The 13,703-nt window shown below is 37.8% G+C and carries 13 protein-coding genes; 11 read left to right on the top strand and 2 right to left on the bottom strand.

Going from position 1 to position 13,703, the window contains the following annotated elements; all coding sequences use genetic code 11:
- Positions 1 to 144 precede the first annotated feature (144 nt).
- Positions 145 to 1,305: an acetylornithine deacetylase gene (gene argE, locus I6F50_RS04330; RefSeq protein ID WP_165734551.1), complete on the bottom strand. Its 1,161-nt coding sequence runs from the start codon at positions 1,303 to 1,305 to the stop codon at positions 145 to 147.
- Between the two features lie 224 nt (positions 1,306 to 1,529).
- Here argE and argC point away from each other — a divergent pair, with 224 nt between their 5' ends.
- From argC to I6F50_RS04290, 9 genes are all read left to right on the top strand, one after another.
- The gene (argC, locus tag I6F50_RS04325) at positions 1,530 to 2,540 is read left to right on the top strand and encodes an N-acetyl-gamma-glutamyl-phosphate reductase (RefSeq protein ID WP_197175380.1); all 1,011 of its coding nucleotides are present in this window, start codon (positions 1,530 to 1,532) and stop codon (positions 2,538 to 2,540) included.
- Entirely contained in the window at positions 2,541 to 3,308 is a 768-nt protein-coding gene (gene argB, locus I6F50_RS04320; protein ID WP_165727586.1) for an acetylglutamate kinase, read from the top strand.
- Positions 3,309 to 3,315: 7 nt separating this feature from the next.
- Positions 3,316 to 4,248: an ornithine carbamoyltransferase gene (locus I6F50_RS04315; protein ID WP_165727585.1), complete on the top strand. Its 933-nt coding sequence runs from the start codon at positions 3,316 to 3,318 to the stop codon at positions 4,246 to 4,248.
- Positions 4,245 to 5,447, top strand: a complete 1,203-nt coding sequence (locus tag I6F50_RS04310; RefSeq protein ID WP_007581653.1) for an argininosuccinate synthase — start codon at positions 4,245 to 4,247, stop codon at positions 5,445 to 5,447. The genes I6F50_RS04315 and I6F50_RS04310 overlap by 4 nt, the downstream gene beginning before the upstream one ends.
- Positions 5,448 to 5,496: 49 nt before the next feature.
- The gene (gene argH, locus I6F50_RS04305) at positions 5,497 to 7,362 is read left to right on the top strand and encodes an argininosuccinate lyase (RefSeq protein ID WP_007581654.1); all 1,866 of its coding nucleotides are present in this window, start codon (positions 5,497 to 5,499) and stop codon (positions 7,360 to 7,362) included.
- Positions 7,363 to 7,627: 265 nt separating this feature from the next.
- Positions 7,628 to 7,831 carry a hypothetical protein gene (locus I6F50_RS04300; protein ID WP_197139970.1) on the top strand — a complete coding sequence of 68 codons (204 nt, stop codon included), beginning with the start codon at positions 7,628 to 7,630 and terminating at the stop codon, positions 7,829 to 7,831.
- Between the two features lie 1,008 nt (positions 7,832 to 8,839).
- Positions 8,840 to 9,355: a hypothetical protein gene (locus tag I6F50_RS20260; RefSeq protein WP_231612970.1), complete on the top strand. Its 516-nt coding sequence runs from the start codon at positions 8,840 to 8,842 to the stop codon at positions 9,353 to 9,355.
- On the top strand, positions 9,348 to 9,860 hold the full coding sequence (locus I6F50_RS04295) for a hypothetical protein (protein ID WP_197139972.1): 513 nt from the start codon (positions 9,348 to 9,350) through the stop codon (positions 9,858 to 9,860). The genes I6F50_RS20260 and I6F50_RS04295 overlap by 8 nt, the downstream gene beginning before the upstream one ends.
- Positions 9,861 to 10,020: 160 nt before the next feature.
- The gene (locus I6F50_RS04290; RefSeq protein ID WP_331458705.1) at positions 10,021 to 10,482 is read left to right on the top strand and encodes a hypothetical protein; all 462 of its coding nucleotides are present in this window, start codon (positions 10,021 to 10,023) and stop codon (positions 10,480 to 10,482) included.
- Positions 10,483 to 10,517: 35 nt separating this feature from the next.
- Here the strand turns inward: I6F50_RS04290 and coaD are convergent, their stop codons facing one another.
- Positions 10,518 to 11,009 carry a pantetheine-phosphate adenylyltransferase gene (coaD, locus tag I6F50_RS04285; protein ID WP_165727579.1) on the bottom strand — a complete coding sequence of 164 codons (492 nt, stop codon included), beginning with the start codon at positions 11,007 to 11,009 and terminating at the stop codon, positions 10,518 to 10,520.
- Between the two features lie 198 nt (positions 11,010 to 11,207).
- Here coaD and I6F50_RS04280 point away from each other — a divergent pair, with 198 nt between their 5' ends.
- Positions 11,208 to 11,900: a TetR/AcrR family transcriptional regulator gene (locus tag I6F50_RS04280; RefSeq protein ID WP_024592300.1), complete on the top strand. Its 693-nt coding sequence runs from the start codon at positions 11,208 to 11,210 to the stop codon at positions 11,898 to 11,900.
- Between the two features lie 324 nt (positions 11,901 to 12,224).
- Positions 12,225 to 13,682, top strand: a complete 1,458-nt coding sequence (thiI, locus tag I6F50_RS04275; RefSeq protein ID WP_101164302.1) for a tRNA uracil 4-sulfurtransferase ThiI — start codon at positions 12,225 to 12,227, stop codon at positions 13,680 to 13,682.
- The last annotated feature ends 21 nt before the right edge of the window (positions 13,683 to 13,703 follow it).

The raw sequence follows: 13,703 nt of genomic DNA, 5'->3' as shown, positions 1-13,703 counted from the left end.
TTGTTCTATATTCACAAAAAAATCCGTAGTTAGTTTCCTAACTACGGATTTTGCATGATCGTTTGGATCGGTCAACCTGTCATTTTCTTAACTGATCGGCATTAGCCAATTGGCGCCTTTATTATTTTGTGTTGTTATAAGCAGTTAGTAACTCTGATTGCTAAAGCAGTTTGCTTTTATGATATTGGTGATTATTTGTTGTGATGGTTTTATTTTTTCCATCGCTAAAAACTCATCAGGCTGATGCGCTTGGTTAATTGAGCCTGGGCCCATTACGATTGTTTCACAACCGAGTTGCTGGATAAACGGCGCTTCAGTGCAATAATTTACCGCGACCGCTTTTTGCCCCGCTATTTTTTCAGCCATTTTAACTAAAGCACTGTCGGTGCTACCACTAAATGCCGGGATTGGTTCATGTAAATCAATAACGCTCACCGCATTTGGGTATTGCTGATTTATCTCTTTTGTTGCATCAAGCACTAATGCTTGTAGTTCTTGTACACTTAAACCTGGTAATGGGCGCATGTCTATATGCATTTCACAGCAACCACAAATTCTATTCGCATTATCGCCACCATGAATATTACCTAAGTTTAATGTTGGATAAGGAATTTCAAAGTGATTTATTGAATACTTATGCTTTAATTGCTCTTTTAAGATCATCAATTTTGTAATCACTTTATGCATTACTTCAATGGCGTTAAGGCCACGTTCGGGATCTGAGCTATGCCCAGAGCGACCAACCACTCTTATTGCTGTACTCATATGGCCCTTGTGCATAAATACTGGCGTCATATCAGTAGGTTCGCCAATTATACAGCGTGCAGGTTTTAAATTAGGGTGCTTACATATTTGCTGTGCACCTGCCATAGTTGTTTCTTCATCGGCAGTGGCGAGTATTAAAATAGGTTGAGTTTGCTGCTTTTCATCAAGTTCACTAATCGCTTGTAATACAAAAGCAAAAAATCCTTTCATATCAATACTTCCCAGCCCATACAATTTATTGTCTAGTTCGGTAAGTTTAAACGGATTGTGGTTCCAGCGGCTGTCATCAAAAGGCACTGTATCTGTGTGGCCCGCAAGCATTAACCCGCCATCGCCTTTTCCACGCTTTGCTAATAAATTAAAGCGGCCTTTACCTCCTTCTAATTCAATAATTTCACACGTAAAACCGAGTGTTTCGCACCACCTAGCAAGGAGTTCAATTACGTTTTTATTGCTCATACACAAGCTGTCTTCAATTGCACTAATAGAAGGGGCTGCAATCAATTGTTGATACATAGAAATAAACGAAGGCAAAGGCATAAAAAAATCCAAAATTATTATTCAATTTAATTGCATAACAATATAAAAGTATTTATGATGAATATCAATTCACTTTTTAAGCATAAATATATTAAAGTAAAGCTATGAAAATAATGCGACGATAATCTACAAATTCATTAAATTAAGTCTTAATTTAGCGTCTTAGCTAGTTTAAGCGAACAACATATATATTTAGCAGTAAATTTTAAAATAACGAGTAATCAATGAATGTAGTTATTATTGGCGCAAGCGGTTATAGCGGCGCAGAGTTAGCAAGCTTAGTTGCTAATCATCCAAACCTTACCTTAACAGGCTGTTATGTATCTGAGGGTAGCTTAGATAAAAATAAATTACTAAGTGATTTATACCCAGAGCACCTTGGCTTACTAGATTGTCCTTTACTTCCTCTTAGTGCATCAGCTTTTGATGACATTCAAAGTGATGCTGACTATGTGTGTTTATGTACCGATCACAAAGTAAGTGTTGATTTAGCGCCTCAATTTTTAGCTATAGGTAAAAAAGTATTTGATTTATCTGGTGGCTATCGCCTAGCAAATAATGATGATTACGTTACTTATTATGGTTTTGAGCATCAACACCCAGAGCTTTTAAATGAAGCGGCTTACGGTTTAGCAGAGTGGAACAGTGATGCTATCGCTAACGCAAAGCTAATTGCTGTTGCAGGCTGTTACCCAACAGCGGCGCTCAATGCACTTAAACCGCTTAAACAAGCAGGCTTATTGAGCAGCGAAAGTATTATCATTAATGCCGTTTCGGGTGTTACGGGGGCCGGGCGTAAAGCGAGTGTAGGAACACATTTTTGTGAGGTATCGCTTGCACCTTATGGTTTGTTTAACCATCGCCACGGTCCTGAAATTGAACAAAACCTTGGCCACAAAGTATTATTTACACCGCATCTAGGTAGCTTTGCGCGCGGTATTTTAGAAACTATTTATGTACAACTTAAGCCTGACGTTACCAAGGAAAACGTTGCATCGGCTTATCAAGTGCTTGCTAACGAACCATTAATTCGTTTGTTAGGCGATAAAATACCTTCAATTAAAGGTGTTGCTAAGCAACCATTTGTTGATATTGGCTGGCAGCAACAAGGCACGCAGTTAATTGTAATGTCTGCCATTGATAACTTATTAAAAGGCGCTGCTGGACAAGCTTTGCAGTGTATTAATATTTCTATGAATTTAGATCACACTACGGGCTTAAAAGGAGCGTTTTAAATGAGTAAAAAAACGTGGGTTATTAAACTCGGTGGTGCAGTACTTAATACAGAAAATGCAGCAAAAGCGTTATTTGACGTGCTAAGCGAGCAAAAAAATGATGAGTTTGTCATTGTTCATGGCGGTGGTTCTTTAGTAGATACATGGCTAAAGCAAGCGGGTTTTGCTAGTGCTAAACACCAAGGTTTACGTATTAGTCCAGCAGAGCAAATGCCTTATATAGTGGGTGCGCTTGCAGGTTGCGCTAATAAACAATTAATGACTCAAGCTATAAGCGCAGGGCATAAGCCTGTCGGCTTAAGTCTTTTTGAGGCGGGTGTGACTGCAACCCAAAAATTAAAAGCGCTTTGCTTAGTGGGTAAATGCACAAGTAACGACGATTCTATCATCAATGATTTACTTAGAATTTCTCGTTTACCTATTGTTAGCTCTATCGGCTTTGATGAACAAGGCTTGTGGTACAACGTAAATGCAGATGAAGCTGCAGCGGCTATTGCCAGTAATTTAAATGCAGAACTAATTTTTATGACGGATGTAGAAGCGGTGCTTGACGCAAATAAACAACCGTTACATCAACTTGACACAAAACACATTGATACTTTAATTACAGATGGAGTAATTGTGGGCGGGATGGAGGTCAAAGTTAAGACCAGCCTTCACGCTGCCCAACATTTACGACGCGGTGTGTATATTTCCAGCTGGCAAAAGCCAGAAAATTTAACTGCTCTGCTGCAAGGTGAGCATGTCGGAACAAAGATTACACCATAGGTTTATTATGTTTGAGAATTTTTTAACAGGTTTAGAATTAGACCAAAAAGGCGCACTTAATTTATTAAAGTTAGCGCAAGATATAAAAGCAAAGCCAGAAAAATACAGCCAAGTATTATCGGGTAAATCAATCGTAACATTGTTTGAAAAGCAAAGTTTACGTACACGTTTATCGTTTGATATAGGTATTAATCGCCTTGGTGGTCATGCTGTTTATTTAGATCAGCAAAATGGCGCTATGGGTGCACGTGAATCAATTAAAGATTTTGCACTTAATATTTCTACTTGGGCCGACGGTATTGTGGCGCGTGTAAATCAGCACAGCACATTAACCACGTTAGGTGAATATTCATCGGTACCAGTGGTAAATAGCTTGTGTGACTTGTACCACCCTTGCCAAGCACTTGCTGATTTTTTAACACTCCAAGAAGTACATGGCGATGTGAGTCAGCTTAAAGTAGCTTACTTAGGTGAGGGCAATAACGTGACTCATTCATTGATGTTACTTGCCGCAACGCTAGGTACTGACTTTGTTGCTGTAACACCAAAAGGGTGTTCGCCAGATTCACAAATACTTAAAAAAGCAGAGCAAATTGCAGCAATGAATGGCGCATCAGTCATGGTGAGCGATAGAGTTGAAGCTGCGGTTGGTGCAAACGTTGTATACGCAGATACATGGGTATCAATGGGTGATACAACGCCGCTTGAGCAAGTAAAAGAAAAATACATGCCTTATCAATTAAACCAGGCATTGCTAGATCAAACAGGTGCGACTACGGTATTACATTGCCAACCGGCACACCGTGAATTTGAAATTACCTCTGAGGTAATGGATGGTCCAGCATCAAAAATCATTCAACAAGCAGAGAATCGCATGCATGCGCAAAATGCTCTGCTAGTTACATTACTAAATCCAAATTTTGTTAAGGAACACCTATGAGTTCAATTAAAAAAGTCGTTTTAGCCTATTCTGGTGGTCTTGATACGTCGGCTATCGTGCCATGGTTAAAAGAAAACTACGGCTGTGAAGTAATCGCGTTTGTTGCCGATGTAGGTCAAGGCGCTGAAGAACTTGAAGGCGTAGAAGCTAAAGCAATTGCCTCTGGTGCATCTGAATGTTACGTAGTTGACTTAAAAGATGAAATGGTAAGTGATTACATTTACCCAACGCTTAAAACGGGCTCAATTTACGAAGGTACTTATTTATTAGGTACTTCTATGGCGCGCCCAATTATTGCTAAAGCACAAGTTGAAATTGCACGTAAAGTAGGTGCTGATGCACTTTCTCATGGTTGTACTGGTAAAGGTAATGACCAAGTTCGTTTTGAATCATGTTTTGCAGCACTAGCCCCTGATTTAAAAGTAATTGCGCCATGGCGTGAGTGGGACTTATCGAGCCGTGAATCATTACTTGATTACTTAGCAGAGCGTGACATTCCGTGTTCAGCATCTGCTACAAAAATTTATAGCCGTGATGCTAACGCATGGCATATTTCGCACGAAGGTGGTGAGCTTGAAGACCCATGGTGTCAACCAACTGAACAAGTATGGACTTGGACTAACTCTCCAGAGCAAGCACCAGATAAATCAGAACTAGTAACATTAAAAGTTGTTGAAGGCGAAGTGGTTGCTGTAAATGGCGTAGAGCTTAAACCTTACGATTGTTTAGTTAAATTAAACGATATTGCATCGCCTCATGGTGTTGGACGTGTTGATATTGTAGAAAACCGTTTAGTTGGCATGAAGTCACGCGGTTGTTATGAAACGCCAGGCGGCACAGTCATTATGGCAGCGCTTCAAGCCATTGACGAGCTAGTGCTTGATAAAGCAAGCCGTAAGTGGAAAGAAGTACTCGGTGGTGAGTTTTCACATTTAGTATACGACGGCCGTTGGTTTACGCCTCTTAAAGATTCTATTTTAGCCGGTGCTGAAGCACTTTCTAAAGTGGCAACAGGTGAAGTGGTACTTAAGCTATACAAAGGCCAAGTAACTGCAGTTCAAAAGCAGTCACCAAATAGCTTATACAGCGAAGCATTTGCTACATTTGGCGAAGATGATGTGTACGACCAATCACACGCTGAAGGCTTTATTCGTTTATTCTCGCTTTCAAGCAGAATTTCAGCACTCGCTAAAAAGTAATTTATTACGCCCCTCATAAAAGGGGCACTACAGGGTTTGGAGAGATTTCATGGCATTATGGGGCGGACGTTTTTCTACGGGTCCAGATGAGGCGTTTAAGCAATTTAACGACTCTCTTCCCTTTGACTACCAGTTAGCAGAGCAAGATATTATTGGCTCTGTGGCATGGGCTGGTGCACTTGAACAGGTAAGTGTACTTTCAAGTGACGAGCACACAAGATTAGTGGCTGCATTAAATGAGCTGCTTGAAGAAGTTAAAGCAGATCCACAAGCGGTAGCTACTTCAGGTGCAGAGGATATTCATTCACATGTTGAAGCAGCTCTAATTGAAAAAGTAGGTGATTTAGCTAAAAAATTACATACAGGCCGAAGCCGTAATGACCAAGTTGCCACCGACTTTAGATTATGGTGCCGTGATACGGCTGACCATTTACTAGATGCTATTGCACAGCTTAAAGGCGAGTTTGTAGCGCTTGCAGAGCGAGAGCTTGGCACAATATTACCAGGTTACACGCACTTACAGCGCGCACAACCAGTATTGTTTAGCCACTGGTGTATGGCGTATGTAGAGATGCTAGAGCGTGATGAAAGCCGCCTGCAAGATGCTAAAGCGCGCATGAATTTTTGCCCATTAGGCAGTGGTGCATTAGCAGGTACAGCTTATCCGATTGATCGCCAAGCATTAGCGCATGGGCTAGGTTTTACAGCGGCTACAAAAAACAGCCTTGATGGTGTATCTGATCGTGATTTTGTTTTAGATCTTTTAAGTTGTGCGTCTATTTCGATGATTCACTTATCTCGTATGTCAGAGGATTTGATTTTTTATAATTCGGGTGAAGCCGGATTTATAGAGCTTGCTGATAACGTAACATCAGGCTCATCGCTCATGCCTCAGAAAAAAAATCCTGATGCACTCGAGCTTATTCGCGGTAAAACCGGACGTGTGTTTGGTGCATTTAGCGCTATGATGATGACGTTAAAAGCGCTGCCACTTGCATACAATAAAGATATGCAAGAAGACAAAGAAGGGCTATTCGACGCTATGCCAACATGGCTTGCATGTATTCATATGGCGCAAGCATGTATTAAAGGCGTTAAAGTAAACGGCGATAAGACACTTGCTGCAGCAAAAGGAGGGCATGCAAATGCCACCGAACTTGCTGATTACTTAGTTGCTAAAGGTGTGCCATTTAGAGAAGGGCATCACATTGTAGGTGTACTTGTACAGCTTGCGATTAGCGAAGGTAAAACGCTTGAAGAGCTATCGCTTGAGCAGTACAAATCAGTAAACACTGTATTTGAAGACGATGTTTACCCAGTACTTGAAATTGATGCATGTATAAAAGCACGTAAAGCCCTTGGTGGGACGTCTATTGAACAAGTAACTAATGCTGTTAAAGAAGCCAAAAAAAAACAGCAAATAACGGTACGTGATGCAAATTTAGATGATGTAGAAGCAATTGCCACACTTATACAGCATTGGGCAACGGTAGGTGAAAACCTGCCTCGTGCAAAAAGCGATATGGTGCACTCTATTAACGAGTTTGCAGTAACGGAAATAAATGGAAAAGTGTCGGGCTGTGCGTCGTTATACATTTACGATACCGGCCTTGCTGAAATACGCTCATTGGGTATAGACCCAAAAAGTAAAGTGTCGGGGCAGGGTAGACAGCTTGTAGATCATCTACTTACTAAAGCCAAAAAATTGGCACTTAACCGAGTTATTGTATTAACACGCGTACCAGATTTTTTTGAACAACAACGTTTTACTTTTTGTAGCAAAGACTCTTTGCCTGAAAAAGTAATGAAAGATTGTGAACTTTGCCTTCGTAAAGAAAATTGTGACGAAGTAGCAATGGAATATATTTTGAAGCTAAGTACACGTGCGGAGATCCCGTGTAAATACGTAGCTTAAACTCCCTGGATACAAAAAACGTACGGTTATCCCTGTGCGTTTTTTTATGTTTGTAGTAAACTGGTCGGAGCTGTTTGGTTTGATTATATAAGTATGTTTTGAGTGAGTTTTAAGATGTCAAAAAAAGTTGGCACATTGGTTGCTTTGTATAAGGTAGATAGCAAAATAGCTATCACTACTTTAAACAGGTGATGCATTTATCTACATAATAATGTGGTTAAAAGTTGCACCAAATATAATTAAAACTTTTACAAGGATCAATCACATGCAAGTTTCAGCTAATAGCCAAGTACAAATGCAAGCATACAACAAAACACAACAATTAAAGCCTGCAATGGAACAAACTGCTAGCCCTAAAACCCTGCAATCTGATACAGTAAGCATCTCTCAAGAGGCGATGAGTGCCGCCAGTGCTGAAATTCAACGTGGTGGTGTTTTAGTAGATCTTAGCCCTGTTAAGCCCAAGTAATATTTAAAAAGGTCGTTGATGTTTATAACTGAGTTTTTTGGTTTGTTTTCCTTGTCAGCTTTTGCTACATGGGGTTTTTTAATGGCGTTTTTTTTTAATGTTTTTGTATTTGCGTTAGATATTAAAAGAAAAACTACCTTATTACTCAGTTCCTTTATCATGATGGTGTCTTATTCAGCTTCGGACTATTTATTTACTTGGCTTTCAATTGAAAATTCAGTTTATTTAGATTGGGTTCTATATGATTATGCTACTATTTTTGCACTTTTTCTGACTTATTCATTTTTTGGAAAAACAACTCGATCTTTTATTTACATAATTATTGGGTTATTCATAAACTCGACATTAAGTCTAAGTATATATAATGACCTTTATTTAAACGGCAATAGAGAACCATGGTTTTTGTGGGACTTATACACATTTGGAGTAAATATAATAGATTTTATTATGATTATTGCTCTTATCGTAGATAGAGACTTTCTCGGTTTTCACAAATTAAAGAACAAAATCCTCAGCTACTTCAAGTCAAACGATACACACAAAGTAACCTAGCTTAAATGTATGTTACTGAACCCCTAATGGTTTATATGCAAGCTTTCACTCAATGGGGCTTTTTAATGGCCTTCCTGTATTGTTTGGCCTCTACTATAAATAAAGAAAATAAATCCACTGTTTATTTATCTGCGCTTATGCTCTGCTCATATATTTCCAGTGGTTACATAAGCTTATTAGACAGTTTATATTTAAACTCGGCGCTCTACGATTTTATTACAATTTTAGCTTTGTTAATTTTAGAGTACTTTAAAGTACTTCACCGCTCTATAGCTTTTCACTTCATCATCTTTGCGTTAATAATAAATGCTGTGCTTACCTTAATATTACATTACGATCTATACGTCTTATATAACTATGAGCCTTGGTGGTATTGGAGTGTTTATTCTGTTGGCGTTAATATGTTCGATGTTTTAATGATTCTTTCACTAGTATTCAATAAAAATCTCAAAAATAATGGATAATATTCTAGTTAATCCAGCAATTTCTTTTTACATAGGAGCATTTGTACAGTGGGGCTTTTTAATGGCTTTTTTGTACTCATTAGTTGTAAGTATTAACACACCTAAAAAAGAAGCTGTATGGTTATCATTTGTTATGTCAATTTCTTACTCCTCAAGCCTGTTTATCGATATACAACACATATCGTACCTTCAGTTCTTTTTGTTTGATATAACAACTATTTTAGCCATCATTATTTTAAGGTTTTTCATTATTAAAAATCTTATATCGAGCTACTTGTTGTTAGGGTTGACTATAAACTCATCATTATTTCTTGGTATGTATATAGATGTGTCAGTTTATAATAATTACGAACCTTGGTGGTTTTGGTTTTTTTATTCAATTGTTGTTAATTTAGCCGACTTTATGATGCTAGCTATATTTTTTATAAACAAAGATTTTTTAGCTTTAGCTGCAATTAAAACATGGTTCCACAATAGTATTATGAGAAGGAATAATATTAGTGGCTGACATACTTTGGGCTCTGGTTGATTTAGGATATAACGTAGCAATACTATTTACATGGTTCTTCCTAATCGCATTTTTATATAACCTATCATCGAGTATTAATAAAAATGATAAAAGTAGAACGCATCTTTCACTTATAATGATGGTTTCATATATATCTAGCCTTTTTATGGATCCACTTATTGAAAGTCCTCATCTAAATTACTTCTATTATGATCTTGCTACTATCAGCGCCCTGATACTTTGGCGATTTATATATAAAAAATTAGTACCAATTGCTTTCTCCTATTTAATTGTAGGCCTTTTTATTAATGCATGTTTATTTTTAGGTATGCACTACGATATTGAAATTGCAGGTACTCTTTACTATTGGTGGTTTTGGACTATTTATATTTTTGGAATGTATTTTGTCGATTTTACAATGGCATTGGTGTTGATCATCAACAAGGATGTTTTAGGCTTAAATAAGCTCTTGAAGAGTGTTAGAAAGTTACATTTAAATCGCTGAGGCAGTAAAAATCAACTTAAAAGAAGAGTGATTTTGTGCCTTTATTTGATGTTGCCGTAATATGTAAAGCGGTATAATAATTTTTTATCTAGTGTTGGAGTAAAATGGTTGAGCTACTTTTAAATACAAATATCTCGTTTTATATAGGTATTTTTGTACAGTGGGGCTTTTTGATGGCTTTTTGATGGCTTTTTTATATTCTTTAGTAAGCTCTATAAATAGCGCAGATAAAAGCATTGTTTGGCTATCTTTCATCATGGCACTTTCTTACTCTTCTAGTATGTTTATTGATATGGACGCAATAACTTACTTCGATTTTTTCTTATTCGATATTATTACTCTATTTGTTATTATTTTATCTGGTTTTTTTATAAAGATTAGCAGCATATACATTTATTTATTATTTGGTTTAGGTATAAACACCTTACTATTTTTTGCAATGTATATAGATAATGATGTTATGCACCATTATGATTTTTGGTGGTTCTGGTGGGTGTACATAGTAGGTATAAATTTTACAGATTTGACCATGGTTTTAGTTTTCTTTATAGGTAAAGATGTTTTAAAACTTACTTGGTTAGAAGGAAAGCTAAATAAAGTGTTTAATAAAAGGGCCTATTAGTAATGGATTTCAGTGCTAACAGGCCTTATTTATTATTAACTGCTACCACAACCCAATTTAGTTTTTAGCGCTTTAACAATTACAGGGTCTACAAACTCGCTTACATCACCATTGTGGCGAGCTACTTCTTTAACGAGTGTTGATGAAATAAATGAATTTCGCTCTGCGGGTGTTAAAAATACACTTTCTAAGTCGGGGTTCAGGCGGCGGTTCATGTTAGCTAATTGAAATTCATAGTCAAAATCAGATACAGCTCTAATACCGCGAATAAGCACATTAGCATTGTGCTCGCGTGCAAGATCAGCCAATAAACCAGAAAAACCAATCACCTTAACATTATCTATGTGGCTTAAAATAGTGTTTGCAAGCTCAACACGTTCTTCAAGGTTAAAGCAGGGTTTTTTACTTGGGTTATTAGCAACCGCAACTAATACAGTATCAAACATTTTAGCTGCACGTTGAATAAGGTCTGTGTGCCCATTAGTTAGTGGATCAAAGGTGCCAGGGTAAATTGCAATAACTTTCATAATGTTCACTATTTATTATTTTAGCGCTAGTTTAACAGTGTTTATGCCACAAAGCAGCCTAGCTAAAAAAGCATATAAACACTTACTTTCTTTAAACAGGTCAGTCCATGGTGGGAGTGTTTTAATGATTCATATTTGTTTATACTGTTTACCTCTTTTGAGTGTAATGTAGCCTATAGATAATTTGAGTATTAGCATATGAATACCAAGGATAAAATAATACACACCAGTATTTTGTTGTTTAACGAAAATGGTGAGCGTGCAATAACGACAAATCATATTGCATCAAACTTAGGGATGAGCCCGGGTAATCTTTATTATCACTTTAAAAATAAAGAAGACATTATCCGTCATATTTTTGCGCTGTATCGCGATCATTTAAATACTCACTTTAAACCTATTAATAAAGATGATGATGCATTTAATCATTTAACGGCTTACCTAGATTCGTTATTTGAGCTGATGTGGCGCTATCATTTTTTTTACGATAATCTCGGGGATATTCTCTCTAGAGATGCTGATTTAAAACAAGCTTATATTGATTTTCAGTTAGAGTTGTTAGAGCAAGTTCGTAAAATTATTTTAGGACTTCGCGATAGTGAAATGATTGCTATTGATGAGCAAGATGTCATTGATTTAGCACATACATTAAAGTTAACGGTTAGTTTTTGGACGCCTTATATTAAAGCCCGTAGGCCAAGTGGTACGCTTGCTGAGCAAGATATATATCATGGCATTTTAAAAGTACTTACATTATTTAGAGCGTACAGTACCGATAAAAGCATTGATAAAATGAACCTGCTACGTGAAAAATATACTGAATTAGCGCAACAAGCCTTAGGGCCTGTTGACCTTTCAGGATTAAAATTTGTTCAATCTAGGGGCGATTAAATCGCGACGCGAGGTTTGTAACCTAGTGGGCTAAGTAAAAACCAAGCAACAAAGAGTTAATCGCCCCTAGGCTAAACCCTTTGGGCAGCGCTTGTTTGGTATTTATGCTACGTTATCGCCTATTTATGGGGAATAACCACACTACATAGGCTCTGCCTTGCCTAAATACCAAACACACTGCTGCAAATTTAACCTCGAAAGATAAACAGGCCCTAGCTGTAGTTTAATCGATAGTAATAGGCTATTTCCTAGGCGCTGAATTTTTTGCTATAATCCCGCGCCAAATGCCTGGGAGCGCGAATTCCCGCAGTCTAAGAGTGAACTATGCTTAAATTTATCGTCAAACTACATCCTGAAATAGCCATTAAAAGCCGTTCAGTCCGTAAACGCTTTACTAAAGTGTTAGAAAATAACATTAAAATTGTATTGCGCCGTGTTGACGAAAAAGTACAAGTAAGAAATAACTGGGATAACATTTCAGTTGTTACAAAGCTTGAAGACGCGCAAGTTCGCCTTGATTTTATCGATAGCCTTAAACGCATCCCTGGCATTGTTCAATTTATTGAAGTAACCGAAACACAATTCGAAACTCTTGATGATATTTATCAAAAAACCATCGCTTTAGTTGGTCATACTATTGTAGGTAAAACCTTTTGTGTTCGTGCTAAGCGCATAGGGCAACACGATTTTACCTCAACTGATTTAGAGCGTTATGTTGGTGGTGGATTAAATCAGCATATTGAAGGCGCAAGCGTAAAGCTTAGCCGCCCAGAAGTAACAATACGCTTAGAAGTAAAAGACGATAAAGCTTACATTGTTTCTCATACACATTTTGGTATGGCTGGTTTTCCTTTGCCAACTCAAGAAGATGTGCTTTCGCTTATGTCTGGTGGTTTTGACTCTGGCGTAGCAAGTTACCAAATGATTCGTAAAGGCGCACGCACACACTTTTTATTCTTTAATCTAGGTGGCGCAGCGCACGAAATTGGCGTTAAGCAAGCAAGCTACTACTTATGGAAAAAATACAGCTCTACACATAAAGTTAAATTTGTAACGGTTGATTTTGAACCTGTTGTTGCTGAAATTTTAGAAAACGTTGAAAACAGTCAAATGGGTGTTGTACTTAAACGTATGATGATGCGCGCAGGGAGTGTGGTTGCGCAAAAGTTAAACATTCAAGCACTTGTCACTGGCGAAAGTATTGGCCAAGTATCTAGTCAAACATTAGCGAATTTAAGCGTGATTGACCGTGTTACTGAAACGCTTATTTTACGCCCGCTTATTCAACACGATAAGCAAGAAATTATTAATATTGCTCGTCAAATTGGTACGGCCGAAATGGCAGAAACAATGCCTGAATACTGTGGTGTTATTTCTAAAAAGCCAACGGTTAAAGCCAAAATAGACGTTATTCTTGGTGAAGAAGAAAAGTTCGACTTTGATGTACTTGATACCGTTGTAAACAACGCACGTATAATGGACGTGCGTGATATTGACGTAGAAGCCAAACAAGAACTTAAAGAAGCTGAATCGGTTGCTGATTTGCCTGTAGGCTCTGTGGTAGTTGATATTCGCTCACCAGAAGAAGAAGAAGCTGCACCGCTTGCAATCGACGGTGTTGAAGTGGTTCATTTACCGTTCTTCCGTCTGGCGACTAAGTTTGGTGATTTACCAAAAGACACCGACTACTATTTATATTGTGATCGAGGCGTAATGAGCCAACTACAGGCACTTATGCTGCACGAACAAGGCTTTGAAACGGTAAAAGTTTACCGCCCATAAGGTTTGTCGTCTTAAAGTTAA

The sequence above is a fragment of the Pseudoalteromonas sp. NZS127_1 genome (assembly GCF_015864295.1).
In the GTDB taxonomy this organism is placed as follows: Bacteria; Pseudomonadota; Gammaproteobacteria; order Enterobacterales; family Alteromonadaceae; genus Pseudoalteromonas; species Pseudoalteromonas arctica.
The sequence above is the reverse complement of the archived record's forward strand: the minus strand, read 5'-3'. Positions and strand labels throughout refer to the sequence as shown.